This is a genomic window from Rhodococcus sp. NPDC127593 (assembly GCF_042671975.1).
In the GTDB taxonomy this organism is placed as follows: Bacteria; Actinomycetota; Actinomycetes; order Mycobacteriales; family Mycobacteriaceae; genus Rhodococcus_F.
In genome coordinates, this window is record NZ_JBHXWI010000028.1 from 1 (window position 1) to 16,493 (window position 16,493).

A 16,493-nucleotide genomic window follows, 5' to 3' on the forward strand; every position below is an offset into this window, starting at 1 on the left:
TCGAAGAATCACGCGGTGACCGTCTCTCGTCCGGTTACGACACGCCGGTCATTGGTACGAGATCCGGCTCGTACACCATCATCGTGGACGCAACCATCTGTCGTCTGCGGCGCGCCGAAGCACGCGGAGCATACGGTCGCGCGTCGGACGGTGTCTCCGATGAACACTGTCGAGCCAGGGGTTGCCCCTGGCGTGGTCGCGGCCGGCGCACCGGCCTCACCACTCTCACCTCTGCACCGTCGCACCTCGTGAGAATGCCACATGACCTCTGCCGTGCGGGGCCCTATCGGTCTTGATTTCGAATCGAGCGACTCCGCCAGTCGGAGTGCGCAATCGATCCAGTCAGCGGCGGCACAGGGCGACGACGTCGATTTCGACCAGGAAGTCACCGAGATGCGATCCGACGGTGGTCCGCGCCGGGTACGGATGCGAGACGAACTTCTGATACGTCTCGTTGAAACCCGTGAAGTCTCGCGCTGGATTCTGCAGGTGGACGGTGGCTTTGACCACGTGTGAGAAGTCCGAGCCGCACGATTCGAGTACGGCTGCGAGGTTGCGCATCGCCTGTTCCGTTTGTTCCTCGATGGTGGTGCCGACGAGTTCCCACGTGTTCGGGTGGTGGGGCGTCTGGCCTGCTGTGTAGAGGACCCCATCGGCAATGATCGCTTGGGAGTAGTGCCCTGCAGGGCGGGGTGCGTGTTCAGTGCTGACTTGTTGCCTGTTCATGTGTTTCCTCGGTCTCGCGTGTTCGTTGTTCTCGATATCGGGCGGGCGGGTGAGGTGTTCAGAGCACCTTCGAGAGGAACGCGCGGGTTCGTTCCTGGTGCGGGTTCCCCAGAACCTCGGACGGCGGGCCTGCCTCGACGACGACACCCTGGTCCATGAAGACGATCTGATCGCTGACCTCGCGGGCAAACCCCAGCTCGTGGGTGACCACGACCATGGTCATTCCGGCTTCCGCAAGGGACTTCATCACGTCCAGTACCTCACCGACGAGTTCCGGGTCGAGCGCTGAGGTCGGTTCGTCGAAGAGCAGCAACTTGGGCTTCATCGCCAGTGCGCGGGCAATCGCGATCCGCTGTTGCTGTCCCCCGGAGAGCTCCCGCGGGTATGCCTGACCTCGGTTCCCCAGTCCGACACGATCGAGCAGCACATGCGCCTCCGCAGTCACCTCGTCACGGGGTCTGCCGAGAACGTGAATCGGGGCTTCGGCGATGTTCTCGAGCACCGTCATATGCGGAAACAGGTTGAAGCGCTGAAACACCATGCCGGCATTCAGTCGAGACCGCGCCGTCTGCCGCGGCTTCATCTCGTGAAGCCGGCCGTTACGTTCCGAGTAGCCGATCAATTGTCGATCCACGTAGAGGCGGCCCGCATCAACTTTCTCGAGGTGATTGATGCAGCGCAGGAAGGTTGTCTTCCCGGAACCGGACGGTCCGATGAGGCATGTCACCGAGCCGCGCTCGACGCTGAGGTCGATGCCCTTGAGGATCTCGGTAGCACCGAATCGCTTCCGTACTCCCTCTGCTTTCACCATGACGGTGTTCATTTCGCCCTTCCCAGTGCAAATCGACGGCGTGTGGGGGCTACCGACGCGGTGAAACCGCGCGCGTAATGTTTCTCGAGCTTGTCCTGGAATAAGCTCAGGATGGTGGTCATCAGGAGATACCACAGGCTCGCGACGATGAGCAGCGGAATCGTCTGGTAGTTCAACGAATAGATGATCTGCGCGGAGTACAGCAGATCGGAGATCGCCAGAACGCTGACGAGGGTTGTCCCTTTCAGCATCGAGATCACCTGGTTCCCCGTCGGGGGGAGCACCACGCGCATGGCCTGGGGAAGAATGACCCGGCGCATCAGCTGAGCCTTGTTCATTCCCAGCGCCTGAGCCGCGTCGTACTGGCCGTTGTCCACCGATCCGATGCCGCCGCGGATGATCTCTGCCATGTAGGCCGCTTCGTTCAGAGACAGCCCGAGGAGAGCGGCCCCGAGTGGTGTGATCAGCGCGTTGACGGAACCGGCCATGAATTCGGGTCCCCCGAAAGGGATTCCGATCGAGATGGTGGGATACAGGGCAGCGATGTTGTACCAGAAGATCAATTGGACGAGGAGCGGAGTTCCCCGGAAGAACCATATATACCCCCGGCTGATCGAACTGACGATCGGGTTCTCCGACAGCCGCATGACGGCAAGGAGCGTTCCGAGCGAGATACCAGCGGTCATCGAGACGATTGTCAAGATGATCGTCAGAACTACGCCTCGAAGTATCTCCGGGGCAAAGAGATAGGACGACACGACATTCCAATGGAACCGGTCGTTCGTTGCGACGTTCCAGGTCACCGCCACGGCGACGATGAGCAGTGCCAGCCCGAATGTCTGTCGCACAGGATGTTTGAGTGGCACAACAGGGATGGAAGTGTCCGGGGACGCCGATAGCGCGGACGGAGGAGGGAAGGCGTCTCGCGAGGCCAATTGGTGCATCGTAGGTCTCCTTATTGAGCCGCGTTGACGCGAGCATGGGTGATCATCGCGGACTCCGAACCGTATTTTCCGAGCACTTCCCTGTACGCATCGCTGGCGATGACAGAGTCGAGTGCAGCGGACACGGCGTCGACGAGTGCGGGTTCCTTGGTCACGCCGACGGCGACGGGGGTGTAGTCGAATGTGTCCGACAACTCGAGGGCGGGATTATTCGCCGTGGCGTACGCGAGGATCGGGGAATCTGCCAGGACGGCGTCTTGCCGGCCACTGGTCAGCGCAGAAATCGCTTGCCGCGTGTCCTGGAACTGGCCGATCTGGATCGGCGGCTTACCGTCGGTCGCGCACTCTTGCTCATAGGCCGGAATGTTGACGGTGAGCTGATACGAGCCCGTCAGGACGCCGACCTTCTTGCCGCAGAGAGTGTCCTTCGTGACTGGCTCCCCTCCCTTCGCGACAACGATGGCGTTTCCCACCTGCATGTAGTCGACGAAATCCATTGCCGCCATCCGCTTGGTGGTGGGCGTCATCGAGGACACCGTCGTGTCGTAGCGTCCGGCCGCGATCCCCGGAATGATGGAGTCGAAATTGACGACTTTGATGTCGACGTCCAGGTTCAGAGCCTTTCCGATGAGTCTCGCGATGTCGGGGTTCGTTCCCGTCATGTACCGGGTGCCCTCCGAATAGAACTGGGTGGGCGGTTCATTCGTCGGGATCGCCACCCGCAGTGTGTGCCGTGCTGCCACCGAGTCGGGCAGCAGTGCGACGGCCGATTCGTTCACCGCGAGTGACGGCGTCTCGTCACCCTCGACAGGAGCCGAGGCCGGCGGGTCCGAAAATTCTTCGAGCCGACCGCAACCGACCGAGGAGAAGAGGAGGGCGGCGAGTGCGCCGGCACACACGAGTCGGTGAGAGTTGCGTCCGCGGTGTCCGGTCATGACGAGGACTTCTGCTTCGGCGTGACCGTCTGCGGTCCGGTGGACGCGTTCGTCGAGCGGGCGAAGGCGGCGTGCCGGTTCCGAACGAGGGACGGCCCGTTGTCCTGCAGTTCCTTGATGCTCGAGACCCCCAGCAGCATCATCGTCCGGGTCATCTCCTCCGCGAAGATCCGCAGCACGTGCGAGACACCCTCCTGGCCCGCCGCCGCGAGACCGTAGAGGTACGGGCGGCCGATCGCACACGCATTCGCCCCCAGCGCCAGGGCCTTGATCGCGTCGGAGCCGCGGCGGATGCCACCGTCGACGATGATCTCGACCCGTCCGTTCACCCGTTCGACGATCTCCGGCAGGACGTCCAGCGGGGAGGCCATGTGATCGAGTTGCCGGCCGCCGTGGTTGCTGACCTGGATGGCGTCGATCCCGATGTCAGCGGCGATCGCCGCGTCGTCGGCGCTGACGCACCCCTTGAGGACGATCGGACCGCTCCATCGCGAGCGTAGGTCGCAGAGGGTGTCCCAGTCGGTGGGCTCGTAGGAGCCCGACAGCAGGGTTCGCCACATATCCGGTGTGCTCGCCATCGGCCCTTCCGCGATGGTCCCATCGAGATTGGGGAAGGCGATCGCGTCGTTGCGCAGAAACCCCCACGCCCACACGGGATGTAGGGCCCCTTCGATGACCGTCCGCGGTTTCAGGGACGGGGGTGCCGTGAAGCCGTTGCGGTAGTCGCGTTCGCGATGACCGATCGCTCGGCAATCGACGTTGACCAGCACGGCCTCGTATCCCGCGTTCGCTGTCCGGTCGAGCATCGCCTGGAGCGTGCCCTTGTCCGCCATCGGTTCGATGTTGAACCAGCGACGAAGGCCCGGGGTCTGCGCGCTGACCAGTTCCATCGGAGTGGTACTCAGGTGCGCCAGACCGTACGGGACATCCGCGGCGAGAGCAGCACGCGCCGCACCGAGTTCGCCCTCCGGGTGAAAGAGTCGTGTTCCCCCGGTGGGAGAGAGCATCAACGGCATCGCGACCGGCTTGCCCAGGAGAGTCGACGCCAAGTCGAGGTTCTCCACGGCGCCCCACCGTGGCACGAAGGACCAGTCGTCGAACGAGGAACGATTGCGGCGGACTGACGCTTCGTCTTCCCCGCCGCCCTCGATGTAGTCGAAGATGCTCAGCGGGAGACGTGCGGCGGCCATCTTTCGTACGTCTTCGATGCTGTGGCATCGCCGTGCAAGCCGTTGTGACACGGACCGAGCGGGGCCCTCGACGTTCACTAACGACCTGATATCTCTGAGCTTCATCGGGACTCCTCGAAATGGTTCTGAACACCACCCGGTGCGTGGGGTGAACCAATAGTGATCCACACCTCACTTGGTTGATATGGAGAAGTTTCCAAGCTCAGAAATGTCTGTTGTAAGATCTTCCAAATGAATCCATCGGTGGAATTGTCGCGTCGCGGCGACACGACGCCTGTGCTTATCGCGCTGTCGGCCTGGACCGATCTCGTGCAAGAAGATCTACTGCACGCGAATCCGACGGCAGAGAACCTCCGCCGCCCCGTCGCCGACGTGCAGCTCTACGACGCACTCGACGACCATGCGAACGTCCGGAACACAGTCGTCCTTGCGATGGGGGTGTCCTGCGGGTCGGCCGGATTCGAGCGAGTACTCGTTCACGCCGCCGACGGCGAGGCCGCCGCCGTGATCGTCAAAGCACGAGGAACGCCGATCGAGGATCTGCGGGCCGCGTCCAGTCGTCACGACGTTCCCGTGCTCGTCGTCGGAGACGGCGCGGACTGGACACGGCTGATTGCGATGGCCCGAACAGCGGTCGCGGGTGCTGCGGTCGATTCGGTATCGGGCGTGCGTTTGGGCGATCTGTTCGCCTTCGCCAATGCCGTGGCCTCGATAGCCAATGGAGCCGCCAGCATCGTCGACCCCTCGGGCCGCATCCTCGGATACTCCACAGTGCCGGGCCAGCCGATCGACGACCTACGGCGAGAGACGACTCTGACCCTTCAGGAGCGGACACCCCCAGCCCTCGACGCCGATTTCAAGGTCGTCCACTCCTCTACCGCCGCACTGTTCGTGCAGTCGCCCAGCGGGATCGCGCACCGGCTGGCACTTGCGGTCCGGGCGGGCGGGGAACTGCTCGGATCGATCTGGATCATCGATCCCGGAGGTGAACGCCGCCAACCGGCTCTCGACGCACTCGACAGGCTGGCGCCACTGGCCGGCCTCCACATGCTTCACGCCCGGTCCGCATCCGACTTCACCGAGCGCCGCAACGCCGACCTCATGCGGACGTTGATGGATGATCCGGCACAAGCCTCGTTCGCTGCCGCGCAACTCGGACTCGAGTTCACCGATGGATTCGCCATTGCGGCGTTTGCCCTCGCCCACCCGAACGCCGGCAGCCTCGACGCCATGCGTGAGCAACATCGACTACTTCAACTCGTGACCGTCACGTGCAACGTCCAGTTCCGCAGTGCGTACAGCGCCCTGATCGACTCGGTCGTGTATGCGCTGTTGCCCTGCGCGGGCGAGTCTCCCCGTGCAGCCCACCGTCGTGTCATTCGTGACATCGGCTCCTACGCGACGACGATCAGCGCGCATCCCGTGGTCGCCGCAGTCGGCGGCATCGCCGAGCAGATCAGCGAGCTACCCCGATCCCGGACCGAGGCGATGCGCACATTGCAATACCTGATGCACCAACAGTCGGTCACGAGAGAGAATCCGACTCCACAACCCCCGGCAGCGGCCGTGTTCGAAGACTATTGGACCGAGCTCAACCTGCTGGAGATCGGTAAGTACATAGCCGAGAAGCGTCTCGACAAGTTCGACGTCATCGATGCGATCCGGGCGTACGACGCCACCCATCACACCGACTTTTTGATCACGCTGCGTGCGTACTTCGATTCGAACGCGAACGTGTCCAAAGCGGCGGACCGAATGCATGTCCACGGCAATACCATTCGGTACCGGATCACCCGCCTCACCGATGAGTTCCATATCGACTTCGACAATCCGACCACGCGCCTATGGCTGTGGCTCCGACTCGTTTCGACAGACCTCATGTGAGTGGACGCATCCAGGGTGGGTCCACCCCCCCGCGCTGTACAGACTCTGGGACGTGATCGTTGCGGCCTGCACGCCGGGCGCAGGGAACGCGAGAATCGTCAGCGCCATGGCGCCGATGACGAGGCCGGCGAGACATGCCGCGCCGCCTACGCTCGCGCGAATCGCGTGAAGTGGTTGAAATCTTCGGCCTCTGCGTTGACTCACCATGACGATCTCCGTGTGCTCTTGCCCGTGCCGCTACGCCGGCGACGTGAAAGCCAGCATCGCCGCTACTCATCGTGACCGCATCGGCCGAAGTACGCGTGCGCATACCTGCTTCTCGATCACCACGGCTCATTCGACCGTAGGCCGCTGACGAAACCGGACGGCCAGTACCGCGGCGGCGAGTGCTGCCGCGAGAACGATGCTCGAAGCGACGAGCAATGCCAGGTGGTAACCATCGGACAGCGTGACGACGAGCGGGCCCGCGATCTGACCGAGACTGTATCCGGTCGTCAAGATCGCGACCGCGCGTGGGAACTGGAGGTGAGCGCCGATCGTCAGCGACATCTGACTGATCCCGAGGAATGTTCCCCCGAACAGGAAGGCGGAGATCAGGGCCGGCCAGATAGCGTCTGCCACCGCGGGCAGCGCGATGCCGGCAGCCTGAACGACGAGGGCGATCACCAGCAGGATCGGGCGGGACCATCGCCGGCTGAGCAACGCCCAGAGTGGACCGGACGGTAGCGCCGCCAGCCCGACGAGCACCCAGGCGCCACTGCCGGCGACGCTGCCTGCGGTGTGGTCGATCGCTGCGACGAGAAAGGTGCCGGCGATGATGTATCCGACGCCTTCGAGGGAATAGCTGATGAAGAGCACACTGAACCAGCTGTACCCCCTTTTGTGTGACCTTCTGCGCTGGGCCGCCGGCGCCGTCGGAGCGCGTTCCGGTGTGAGAGTCCACGCGGCGAGGGTGCAGATCAGGGTCAGCAATGCAGCCGCCCACCACACGGAGCCCCACGTGCCCATCGACCGCAAGATGAGGACGACGAGCCCGGACAGGGCAATACCTGCTCCGATTCCGCCGAACGCCCAACCCGACAGGTGTGCCGCGTGCCCACTCAGAGTGGAGTGCATGGCGCTGACAGCGATGACGAAGACCAACGCACTGGTAACACCCGCAACACATCGCATTACGGCCCAGACAGTTTCGTTCGATGTCACCGGCATGAGCGCCAGCGTGGCGGTCAGGATCAGCAGCGAGACACGCATGGCTGCCGTCGAGCGCACCAATCCGGGTAGGACGATTCCGGCGAGCGCCCCGATGAGGTATCCGAGATAGTTTGCCGTCGCCAGAGCGGCGCCCGCCGACGGTGTCAATCCTGCCTGGGCCTCCATCAGCGGAAGTACGGGTGTGTAGACGAACCGTCCGATGCCCATACTCGCCGCCAATGCGGCCCCGACCTGGCCGACCGTGACCCACGGCGAAGTCGGCGTGCGGAACGCGACCAGGTCTTCGGCGCTGTCCACTGCGTTCATGCGTTCTCTTTCGGAAACATTCGGTCGGCAGGCGCGCAGACCGCTCTAGCGAGCCACAGATTTCAGGGAGGCCGGGCGGCTGGACTCGTGGGTGTGGAACAGGAAGCGCGACATGGCAGGGGTCATGGTGGCGTCCTTGCGGCGGATGAACAGGGTTTCCGCGCGCGAGTCGGTCGGCGCCAGGTGGTGCACCTTCAAGGCCGCCGCCAACGGCGAAGTGGTCACCACGCCCAGCGGCAGCAGGGTCACGCCCATCCCCGCGGCCGCACACCCGAGGATGCCCTCGAGAGTTCCGAACTCGAGGACGTCCGGGCTCGGCACTCCGTACTGCTCGAAGAGCCTCTCGAGGCGGGCCCGATAGGCGCAGCCGGCCCGGAGGACGAGAACCTTGTGCCGCCGGCCGTCGGCCAGTAATGAGTCCAGATCTGCCACGCGAACGCCGCTCACCAATACAAGTTGCTCGATGAAGACCTGCTCGGAGATCAGGTCCGGATGCCGCACCGGGCCGCAGACGAAGGCACCGTCGAGTCGATGCTCGATCACCTGGGTGGTCAGCGCGTCGGTGGTGTCGGTCGCCAAGGTGAAGTCGACTCGTGGGCACTCTTCGCTGAAGGCAGCCAGCACCCCGGGGAGCCGCAATCCCGCGGTGGTCTCCATCGAGCCGATCGCCAGTCGTCCACCCGGATCTCGATCGTCGCTGACGACCTGCGTCACTTCCCGTACGAGCTGAGTGATCTGTTCGGCATAGGGCAGCAGACGTTCGCCGGAGTTCGTCAGGGTCACCCCACGGGCATGGCGGCGGAACAGTTCGACTCCGAGTTCGTCTTCGAGCGCGCGGATCCGTGAGCTGATGTTCGACTGAACCGTCAGAAGTTCCTTCGATGCCCGGGAAATTCCGCCGGCGCGGGCCACGGCCAGGAAGAAGTTCAGATCGCCGATGTCCATGACAATTATCGTGTTTCACTCCACAGGTCCCGAACGATCTCCCCTGCGGGGGCCGAGCGAGCACTGCGATAGCCGATGCCGGCCCAGAGGGCGAGCCCGTGCGGGTCGCCGGCGGCGCCGGCTGCGGCTCGCAGCCCACTGGTCAGCAGGTGTACCTGCGGATATGCCGCCACCGCGTCAGCATCGAAGTCGGTGATGAAGTCGTTGACCAGGCCACGCGCGGGACGACCGGAGAACGCGCGAGTTACGACGGTGTCGGTGAAGCGGGCGTCGTGCAACGCGGCCCGGTGCGCGGGTTTGGTCCCTGCCTCGTCGGCGTCGAGGAGAGCGGTACCGATCTGGACGGCTATAGCACCGGCCGCGAGTGTCGCCACGACGTCTGCTCCGGTCGCTATCCCTCCCGCCGCAATGATGGGAAGGTCGACTGCCGAGCGGGCCGCCTCGACCAAATCCCTCGTCGAACGTGGGTCCGGCTCGGCGTCGGGGTCGAGCGTCGCTCGGTGCCCGCCCGCGTCGACTCCTTGTAGACATATCGCGTCGACGCCCACCCGAGCGGCCGAGAGCGCCTCGCCGACATCCGAGACCGTGGCCACCACGACGCTGCCGGCGTCGTGCAACCGATCGACCATCTCCCGGGGCGGCAGGCCGAAGGTGAACGACACCACGGGAACGGCAAGCTCGACCGCGAGGTCGACCTTGGCGTCGAACGCGTCGTCGTCGAAGTCGACGACCTCCGGCAGCGACACCTGCCGGCGTTCGGCGAGCGGCAGCAACCGCTCCCGGTAGGCCTCCACCGCTGCACGGTCGGCCAGGGGGCGGCCGGGGACGAAAATATTGAGTCCGAACGGCGCGCTCGTCAGCGCGCGGACCGCCTCGACCTCACGCCGAACCGCGTCGACGGTCTTGTACCCGGCCGCAAGGAAGCCGAGGCCACCCGCGGACGAGACCGCGGCGACGAGCTCGGGCGTGCTCGGCCCTCCTGCCATCGGCGCCCCGACGATGGGAATTCGGAGGCCGTCCTCGAAGTCGAACACCTGGATCCTTTCGTTCGATGCATGCGTGGCGGACCAGATTCCCGTCCGCCTCACGCTTTCCTTCCTGATCCTGCACCGCTGCACTGCGGAGCGGAAATGCCTATTCGGCTGGATCTATGCTTGGGAGTTATGTCCATCGAACTGCGGCATCTGCGGGCGGCCGTTGCGATCGCCGAGGCAGGCTCGTTCACCGCCGCGGCAAACGCGCTCCACATCACCCAGCCCGCGCTCACGCGAACGGTGCAGCAGCTCGAGACCTCGCTCGGCGTTCGATTGTTCGACCGGACCTCGCGTGCACTCGCCCTCACCGAGGACGGCGCCGGATTCGTCGAGAAGGTGCGCGTCATTCTCGGCGATCTCGATTCCGCAGTTGCGCTGTACACCAACCGATCCCTCGTTCTCGGCTTCAGTTGGCTCCTGCCTGATCCGTGGGCGCAGCAGGTGATCGACGACGTCGAGAAGAACTCCCGCGCCACCGTCGTCCCGCGTCGCTACGACGACCCCGTCGCCGCACTGAACAACGCCACCGTGGACGCCGCCGTCGTCCGCCGGGATGTTCCCGGCGACGAGTTCGTGCAGCACCCGCTGTTCGAGGAGCAGCGGATTGCGGCGGTCTCGACCGCGTCGCCTCTGGCGACCCGAGAATCGATCGACTGGGCCGAGTTCGGAACACTTCCCCTGGTGATCAATACCCTCAGCGGCACCACATCCGAAGATCTGTGGCCGAACCACGACGGTCCGGTGGTGACGTGCTCGAACTTCGACGACTGGCTCGAGTTGATCGCCGCCGATCGGGGTGTCGGCACGGTTCCCGAAGTTGCCCGCAGGCGGGTAACCCATCGGAACGTCCAGTTCATCCCGCTGGTCGGTGCGCCGCCCGCTGTCGTGAGGTTCGTGTACCGCCGCAACCGGGTGACGCCGCTGCTGCGGGTGCTGCGGGACGCCGCGATCCGGCACTCTCCGCCACCCGGCGGCGCCGACGTCGGTCACCACGGCTGATTGTCATCCTCGGTGCGCAGGCGAAGCCGGGCGATTTCGCGCTCCAGTTCTGCAGTGCGGGATCGCAGGAGTTCGATTTCTTCTTGTAGACCCTTGCGGGCCAACGTGAGCGACTCCCGCATCCGTGCCTCGCCGTACTTCGGGGGAATGTTCTTCGTGCAGTTCCGGTCGAGGGCCTCGACGTGGATGACGAACGCGCGATCGCATCCGGGCTTTCCGACCCCCTCCGGTGCGGTGAGGAGACGTGCGATGAGATCCGGATCGTCGGCGCGCTCGACGACCTCGGCTCGTCCGTAGACCTTGACTCTGGTGCGGGTCGGGTAGTCGATGAAGAAGAGGGCCACTCGGTCGTTCTCGTCGAGGTTGCCGACCGTGACGAACTGCTGATTTCCCGAGTAGTCCGCCAGCGCAATCGTCGTCGGGTTCGGCACGTGCACGAAGCCGGGCGGGCCGCCACGGTGTTGGATATAGGGCCATCCGGAGGGCGTCACGGTCGCGATGAAGAACGAATCGGTGGCTCGGATCAGTGCAGTGACGGGGGTGTCCAGTTCGTCGGGCAGGCCTGGGTCGTCCTCCTGCGCCCGCGTGCGCCCATACCAGTTGATGCTCCCCGTCGCCTTCTGCCGCTCGGCCACTGGAGCAGTGAACGCGATCGCGCCGTACCGGGTCGGGTGTCTCATGACGAGTACTCGGAATCGATTTGCTTCCACGCCCGCCGGACTACCGGGCTGTCGACTCCCCGCCGCAACGTCAGCACGAACACCACTGCTGTGACCGTGGTTACCGCGATGGGATAGATCAGCCCGGCGAAGACGTTCCCGGTGGCGGAGTTGAGCGACAGCGCCACCAGAGGAGTGAAACCACCGAATACGCCGGTTCCGATGTGGTACGCCAGCGACAGTCCCGTGTAGCGGATCTGTGGCGGGAACAGCTCGGACAGGAATGCCGCTGTGGGCCCGTAGACCATGGTGACGAAGATGACCTGAATCGTCAGTGGCACGACCATCTGGATGTGGTGGCCGTGGACCGCGGCATCGCGGATCCAGAGGAACAGCGGGAGGTAGCCGACCGCCGAAAGAACCAAGCCGCACAGGATGATCCGAGTCCGTCCATATTTATCGGACATCTTGCCGAAGAGGACGAAGAACGGTGTCGCGATGACCAGGGCGATTCCGACGGAGACATTCGCGGTGAGGAAGTCGATCTTCAAGATCGTCTGCAGGAAGTAGAGCGTGTAGAACTGGCTGGTGTACCAGGCGACTCCCAGCCCGGCCGTGACTCCGAAGAGCACGACGAGCAGCAACGCGAAGGCCGGCTTGTGCGCCACCGCATCCTTGATCGGTGAACGCGAGAGGTGACCGCTCCGTCGCATCTCCTCGAACACCGGCGATTCGTGCATCCTCATGCGGATCTTGAGCGAGAACAGCACCAGGACCGCGGACAGAAGGAACGGAATCCGCCAGCCCCACGAATCGAATGCGTCCTCGCCCAACCCGACCCGGCAGAGCACGATGACGCCGATCGACAGGAGGAGGCCACCGGTCGCGGTGGTCTGGAGAACACTGGTGAGGGCTCCGCGTTTCTTCGCCGGTGAATTCTCCGCGATGTAGACGACGGCACCCCCGTACTCTCCGCCGATCGCGAGACCCTGCAGCAGCCGCAACGTCACCAGCAGTATCGGCGCCAGAATCCCGATGTGGTCGTAGGTGGGCATCAGTCCGAGCATCGTGGTGGCGCCGCCCATGATGAGCAAGGTCGTCATGAACGTCTTCTTCCGTCCGACCCGATCCCCCATTCTGCCGAACACCATGGCGCCGATCGGGCGTACGACAAAGCCCGTTCCGAAGGCGGCAATCGTGACGAGAAGTGCTGCGGTTCCGTTTCCCTCGGGAAAGAACATCCCGGAGAACACGACTGCGAGACTGCCGTAGATGTAGAAGTCGTACCATTCGATCAACGTTCCGACGCTCGACGCGGTGATGATCTTGCGAAGACTGCTCTTCGCTACACCGCTCGCGAGAGCGGGTGGTGAAACGGACTGGCTGGTGGTCATGGGGAATCCTTCTCCGGGACGCGCGGGTGAGGGTTGGCGAGGTCGCACCGATGGACGCTAGGAGCCGATCGCTGCCAGGTCGTGGGAAGTGCGGCCCAGAATGGCGGCGGCGGTGTCGACCATGTCATCGATGATCGACGCGACGGTGTCGACACGATCGATCTGTCCGACGACCTCACCGACGATCAGATTCGCGACGGCGTAGTCCTCGGCCTTCACTGCTGCCCGGAACTGCTCCTGCTTCTCCGGAAGCACGCCCCGGAGGCCGGACTCGTCGCCGTGCCAACGGCGGATGAAGTCGTTGTGCAGGACTCGGCCCGTGTATCGAGTCGGCCAGGGCTTCTCACGCACGATGTCGAAGGCGCTTTGCCTGATCGTGTCGTCCCCACTCGCCCGCAGGGCGCGGTGCTGGGCCGCACGGGGAATCGCCGCCTCCTCCGCCGCCCAGAACCTGGTCCCGACGAGGGCACCGTCCGCTCCGAGCGCGAGCACGGCCGCCAGGCCACGGCCGTCGCCGATTCCACCGGCCGCCAGCAGCATCACATCCGGCGCCTCCCGCCGGAGAAAGTCGGCGATCTCCGGCACCAGAGTGAACGTCGATCGGGTTCCTGTTCCATGGCCACCCGCCTCACCTCCTTGAGCAGCGATGACGCTCGCACCTACCTCCACCGCGCGGCGCGCTTGTTCGAGATTGTGCACCTGGCAGATCAGCGGGATTCCCGCGGCACGAATCGCAGGCGCATGCGGTGCCGGGTCGCTGAACGAGAGGAAGATGGCCGCCGGCCGGTAGCCGATCGTCTTCTCGAGGAGTTGCGGTTGCTGTGCCATCGACCAGGTGATGAAGCCACAGCCGACCGCGTCGGTCGTCACGCGGTCGAACTGATCGCGGAGCCAGGACTCGTCGCCGTATCCTCCGCCGATCAATCCCAGTCCGCCTGCCTCGGCCACGGCAGAAGCCAATCTCCAATCGGAGACGTAATCCATCGGTGCAAGGACGATGGGGTGTTCGATTCCGAATTTCTCGGTCAATCGGTTCTGCAAGCGCATGCTGGGCTCCTCCACAAATTTCCGACGTGTCGCACGTGTGTGCCACGTGCTGCACGTCACACCGGATGGCTTTGCGACAACGCTAGAACCCGGCCGAACAGGGGTCCAACAGTTTGTATCGATACCTGCGTTCTCCAGAACAGAACGCTCGCGCGACGAGCCGAACTTGTGAAATCCACTGTCCTGCAGTGCACTAGCCCAATGGGATTACGCCCGGCGGTGACGCCTCACGCCACATGTGCGTCGCGTAGGTTCGCGGCTTCCTCGAGCACGTCGGGGTCCGCGGTCCGTTCGTGGACTGGGCCGAGTTCGGCGAGGACGGCGGCCCGGACCTGTTCGAGGGTGACGTTCGGGTTCATGTCAGTCAGGGACGCAGCCGTGCCGGGGTCGAACTCCAGCTCGAGGGCGGCATTCACATCGGTGAGCACCGCCCGCACCGGGGCAGAATCGGAAACCACCAGTTCGAAGCCGAAGAGCCACGCCCCGGAGACTATTCGCTGCGCGGTTCCTGCGAGCTTGACGCGGCCTGCGCCGTTCACCGTCCAATCACCGGGGCAATACTCACCGGGCACCGGTCCGATGCGAGCGTCGATCCCGAGCTTCCTCAGCACGTTGACGAGCCTCGGGGTGATGCGCTGGAAGCGGGGGCGGGCCCCGACCATGCCCTCGGTGTCCCGGGAGAACATCTCCACGACGAGGGTCTGCTCGTGGTAGGCCGCCGCCCGACCGCCGGCTCCTCGGACGACGGGAGTGAACCCGTGTCGCCGCGCCGCCGCGGCGGCGGCCGGGAACTGCGGTCGAACAGCGTCCAGCCGCCCGAACGACAGCGTCCGCGCGGGACTGTAGATGCGGACCAGCGCAGGGGCATCCGGCTCTCGCGCGGTGCGACGCAGAAGTGCCGTGGCGAGCGCCGCGTCCAACACGGGATCGTCCGGGAAGTGCGTGGTCAGCAACTGCTCGATCGTCATATTCTTCCCGTCACTCCGCTCCGGCAACCACACGGCCACACTGCGACGTCACCGCTCGCACCTCGGGCACACCATTACAGTGTCGCCGAGGCCGAGGTAGTCCACACGAGATCGGGTTTCGCGGATATCCCCGCGGCCGCTCCCTCCGGAGCCCTACCCTGGACACGCCGAAATGCACTCCCCCTGGATGCCTGCGCACAGTGCGCAGGACCAGCGCGCCGAGAGGTCGTCACGATGCTCCTCAGATCGAGTGTGGTCGTCTTGTCCGGTGCCGTAGCTGCGGTACTGTCCGCTTCACCCGCCCAGGCCACGCCGTCTTCGGGTGTCACCGCGCAGGTTCTGTTCGAGACGACGGTTCCGGCGGTCGCCGGTAGCTCGGCGGGCACGGATCTCACGCTGCGGCGCATCGAGATCGCCCCCGGCGGCACGACGGGATGGCATTACCACGACGGTCCGGTGTATGCGTTCGTCGAGTCCGGTGTGCTGTCCCGCACTCTGCAGGACTGCACGAAAGCGGTGACGACAGCCGGTCAGGCGATCACCGAGGACCACGGAAGCGATCACGTCCACGAGGGCTCGAATCTGGGCACCGAACCACTGGTGCTGCTCGCGTTCTATACCGAACCGGAGGGCAAGCCCCTGTCCGAGGACGCGGCGGCGCCGGCCTGCTGACACGTCACCACGCCCCCCTTCCTCATCGCGTGACCGAGTCGATCCACTCGACTGCTCCCGCAACGTCGTCCAGCGTTGCCGTCGCCGACGGCAACGCTGGCCTGCGGACCATCAGCACCGGCACACCCAGTGCGCGTGCGGCGTCGAGTTTCGCGTCGGTCTGCGCGCCGCCGCTGTTCTTGGTGACCAGGACATCGATGCGGTGCTGACGCATCAGCGCGATCTCGTCGGTTGCCGCGAACGGCCCGCGGGCGAGGAGCAGTGTCGACTGCGGCGGCATTGCCACGTCGGGTGGATCGATCGCGCGGATGAGAAACCACTGTGCGTGCAGGCCGGCGAACGCGTCGACACCCTGCCTGCCGATGGTGAGGAAGACTCTCGTTCCCAGGTCGGGCAGCAGTGCGGCCGCGTCGGCGAGGTCGGCGGCGCGGTGCCACCGATCGCCGGGACGCGGAGACCATTCGGGGCGCCGCAGCACGACGAGCGGTATCCCGCGACGGTGGGCGGCGTCGGCGGCGTTGCTCGTGATCTGCGCCGCGAACGGGTGTGTCGCGTCCACGATCGCGTCGACGGGATGTGCGCGCAGCCACCCGTCGAGTCCGTCCGCTCCCCCGAACCCGCCGATCCGCACGTCACCGACGGGCAGGCGCGGATCGCGGACCCGGCCGGCGAGGGAGGACACGGTGTCGACACCCGGAACGTCCGCGAGTGCGGCGGCGAGGGCTCGGGCCTCCCCGGTGCCGCCGAGGATCAGGATCCGTGCCACG

16 protein-coding genes are annotated in these 16,493 nt (G+C 65.0%); 3 read left to right on the forward strand and 13 right to left on the reverse strand.

The window, feature by feature from the left end; translation table 11 throughout:
- Window positions 1-342: 342 nt before the first annotated feature.
- Genes ACFVJ3_RS25210 through ACFVJ3_RS25230 form a run of 5 tightly spaced genes read right to left on the reverse strand, consistent with a single transcriptional unit; the run spans window position 343 to window position 4,606 of the window.
- Complete coding sequence (locus ACFVJ3_RS25210) at window positions 343-726, reverse strand: RidA family protein (protein WP_378454647.1); 384 nt, start codon at window positions 724-726, stop codon at window positions 343-345.
- 58 nt (window positions 727-784) lie between these two features.
- Window positions 785-1,549 (reverse strand): amino acid ABC transporter ATP-binding protein, encoded by a 765-nt coding sequence (locus ACFVJ3_RS25215; RefSeq protein ID WP_378454648.1) that lies wholly within the window; start codon window positions 1,547-1,549, stop codon window positions 785-787.
- On the reverse strand, window positions 1,546-2,481 hold the full coding sequence (locus tag ACFVJ3_RS25220) for an amino acid ABC transporter permease (protein ID WP_378454649.1): 936 nt from the start codon (window positions 2,479-2,481) through the stop codon (window positions 1,546-1,548). Before ACFVJ3_RS25220 ends, ACFVJ3_RS25215 begins: the two co-directional genes overlap by 4 nt.
- An 11-nt stretch (window positions 2,482-2,492) precedes the next feature.
- The gene (locus ACFVJ3_RS25225; RefSeq protein ID WP_378454650.1) at window positions 2,493-3,416 is read right to left on the reverse strand and encodes a transporter substrate-binding domain-containing protein; all 924 of its coding nucleotides are present in this window, start codon (window positions 3,414-3,416) and stop codon (window positions 2,493-2,495) included.
- Window positions 3,413-4,606 (reverse strand): alpha-hydroxy acid oxidase, encoded by a 1,194-nt coding sequence (locus tag ACFVJ3_RS25230; RefSeq protein ID WP_378454651.1) that lies wholly within the window; start codon window positions 4,604-4,606, stop codon window positions 3,413-3,415. The genes ACFVJ3_RS25225 and ACFVJ3_RS25230 overlap by 4 nt, the downstream gene beginning before the upstream one ends.
- A 231-nt stretch (window positions 4,607-4,837) precedes the next feature.
- Here ACFVJ3_RS25230 and ACFVJ3_RS25235 point away from each other — a divergent pair, with 231 nt between their 5' ends.
- Window positions 4,838-6,490, forward strand: coding sequence for a PucR family transcriptional regulator (locus ACFVJ3_RS25235; RefSeq protein ID WP_378454652.1), 1,653 nt, complete (start codon window positions 4,838-4,840; stop codon window positions 6,488-6,490).
- Between the two features lie 333 nt (window positions 6,491-6,823).
- Here the strand turns inward: ACFVJ3_RS25235 and ACFVJ3_RS25240 are convergent, their stop codons facing one another.
- The 3 genes from ACFVJ3_RS25240 to ACFVJ3_RS25250 are packed head-to-tail and all read right to left on the reverse strand — an operon-like array spanning window position 6,824 to window position 9,987.
- Window positions 6,824-8,008, reverse strand: coding sequence for a YbfB/YjiJ family MFS transporter (locus ACFVJ3_RS25240; RefSeq protein ID WP_378454653.1), 1,185 nt, complete (start codon window positions 8,006-8,008; stop codon window positions 6,824-6,826).
- Between the two features lie 45 nt (window positions 8,009-8,053).
- Complete coding sequence (locus ACFVJ3_RS25245; protein ID WP_378454654.1) at window positions 8,054-8,953, reverse strand: LysR substrate-binding domain-containing protein; 900 nt, start codon at window positions 8,951-8,953, stop codon at window positions 8,054-8,056.
- 5 nt (window positions 8,954-8,958) lie between these two features.
- A complete protein-coding gene (locus tag ACFVJ3_RS25250; RefSeq protein WP_378454655.1) occupies window positions 8,959-9,987 on the reverse strand; it encodes an NAD(P)H-dependent flavin oxidoreductase in 1,029 nt (342 codons plus the stop codon).
- Window positions 9,988-10,116: 129 nt separating this feature from the next.
- On the opposite strand from ACFVJ3_RS25250, the gene ACFVJ3_RS25255 reads away from it, so the two are divergent.
- On the forward strand, window positions 10,117-10,986 hold the full coding sequence (locus ACFVJ3_RS25255; protein WP_378454656.1) for a LysR family transcriptional regulator: 870 nt from the start codon (window positions 10,117-10,119) through the stop codon (window positions 10,984-10,986).
- Here ACFVJ3_RS25255 and ACFVJ3_RS25260 read toward each other — a convergent pair.
- From ACFVJ3_RS25260 to ACFVJ3_RS25275, 4 genes are all read right to left on the reverse strand, one after another.
- The gene (locus tag ACFVJ3_RS25260; RefSeq protein ID WP_378454657.1) at window positions 10,974-11,666 is read right to left on the reverse strand and encodes a pyridoxamine 5'-phosphate oxidase family protein; all 693 of its coding nucleotides are present in this window, start codon (window positions 11,664-11,666) and stop codon (window positions 10,974-10,976) included. The genes ACFVJ3_RS25255 and ACFVJ3_RS25260 overlap by 13 nt on opposite strands.
- Window positions 11,663-13,039, reverse strand: a complete 1,377-nt coding sequence (locus tag ACFVJ3_RS25265) for an MFS transporter (protein WP_378454658.1) — start codon at window positions 13,037-13,039, stop codon at window positions 11,663-11,665. Before ACFVJ3_RS25265 ends, ACFVJ3_RS25260 begins: the two co-directional genes overlap by 4 nt.
- Window positions 13,040-13,096: 57 nt before the next feature.
- Window positions 13,097-14,086: an NAD(P)H-dependent flavin oxidoreductase gene (locus ACFVJ3_RS25270; protein WP_378454659.1), complete on the reverse strand. Its 990-nt coding sequence runs from the start codon at window positions 14,084-14,086 to the stop codon at window positions 13,097-13,099.
- A 227-nt stretch (window positions 14,087-14,313) separates the two neighbouring features.
- Window positions 14,314-15,054 carry a biotin/lipoate A/B protein ligase family protein gene (locus tag ACFVJ3_RS25275; protein ID WP_378454660.1) on the reverse strand — a complete coding sequence of 247 codons (741 nt, stop codon included), beginning with the start codon at window positions 15,052-15,054 and terminating at the stop codon, window positions 14,314-14,316.
- Window positions 15,055-15,288: 234 nt separating this feature from the next.
- Here ACFVJ3_RS25275 and ACFVJ3_RS25280 point away from each other — a divergent pair, with 234 nt between their 5' ends.
- Window positions 15,289-15,726, forward strand: a complete 438-nt coding sequence (locus ACFVJ3_RS25280; RefSeq protein WP_378454661.1) for a cupin domain-containing protein — start codon at window positions 15,289-15,291, stop codon at window positions 15,724-15,726.
- Between the two features lie 22 nt (window positions 15,727-15,748).
- On the opposite strand, the gene ACFVJ3_RS25285 is transcribed toward ACFVJ3_RS25280, so the two are convergent.
- Window positions 15,749-16,492, reverse strand: a complete 744-nt coding sequence (locus ACFVJ3_RS25285; protein ID WP_378454662.1) for a cobalt-precorrin-6A reductase — start codon at window positions 16,490-16,492, stop codon at window positions 15,749-15,751.
- Between the last annotated feature and the right edge of the window lies 1 nt (window position 16,493).

Excerpts from the sequence above, each read along its gene's own strand:
- ACFVJ3_RS25265 (WP_378454658.1), bottom strand. The coding sequence starts at position 13,039 with ATGACCACCAGCCAGTCCGTTTCACCACCCGCTCTCGCGAGCGGTGTA.
- ACFVJ3_RS25225 (WP_378454650.1), bottom strand. The coding sequence starts at position 3,416 with ATGACCGGACACCGCGGACGCAACTCTCACCGACTCGTGTGTGCCGGC.
- ACFVJ3_RS25220 (WP_378454649.1), bottom strand. The coding sequence starts at position 2,481 with ATGCACCAATTGGCCTCGCGAGACGCCTTCCCTCCTCCGTCCGCGCTA.
- ACFVJ3_RS25275 (WP_378454660.1), bottom strand. The coding sequence starts at position 15,054 with ATGACGATCGAGCAGTTGCTGACCACGCACTTCCCGGACGATCCCGTG.
- ACFVJ3_RS25255 (WP_378454656.1), top strand. The coding sequence starts at position 10,117 with ATGTCCATCGAACTGCGGCATCTGCGGGCGGCCGTTGCGATCGCCGAG.
- ACFVJ3_RS25260 (WP_378454657.1), bottom strand. The coding sequence starts at position 11,666 with ATGAGACACCCGACCCGGTACGGCGCGATCGCGTTCACTGCTCCAGTG.
- ACFVJ3_RS25240 (WP_378454653.1), bottom strand. The coding sequence starts at position 8,008 with ATGAACGCAGTGGACAGCGCCGAAGACCTGGTCGCGTTCCGCACGCCG.
- ACFVJ3_RS25235 (WP_378454652.1), top strand. The coding sequence starts at position 4,838 with ATGAATCCATCGGTGGAATTGTCGCGTCGCGGCGACACGACGCCTGTG.
- ACFVJ3_RS25230 (WP_378454651.1), bottom strand. The coding sequence starts at position 4,606 with ATGGCCGCCGCACGTCTCCCGCTGAGCATCTTCGACTACATCGAGGGC.
- ACFVJ3_RS25280 (WP_378454661.1), top strand. The coding sequence starts at position 15,289 with ATGCTCCTCAGATCGAGTGTGGTCGTCTTGTCCGGTGCCGTAGCTGCG.
- ACFVJ3_RS25210 (WP_378454647.1), bottom strand. The coding sequence starts at position 726 with ATGAACAGGCAACAAGTCAGCACTGAACACGCACCCCGCCCTGCAGGG.
- ACFVJ3_RS25215 (WP_378454648.1), bottom strand. The coding sequence starts at position 1,549 with ATGAACACCGTCATGGTGAAAGCAGAGGGAGTACGGAAGCGATTCGGT.
- ACFVJ3_RS25245 (WP_378454654.1), bottom strand. The coding sequence starts at position 8,953 with ATGGACATCGGCGATCTGAACTTCTTCCTGGCCGTGGCCCGCGCCGGC.
- ACFVJ3_RS25270 (WP_378454659.1), bottom strand. The coding sequence starts at position 14,086 with ATGCGCTTGCAGAACCGATTGACCGAGAAATTCGGAATCGAACACCCC.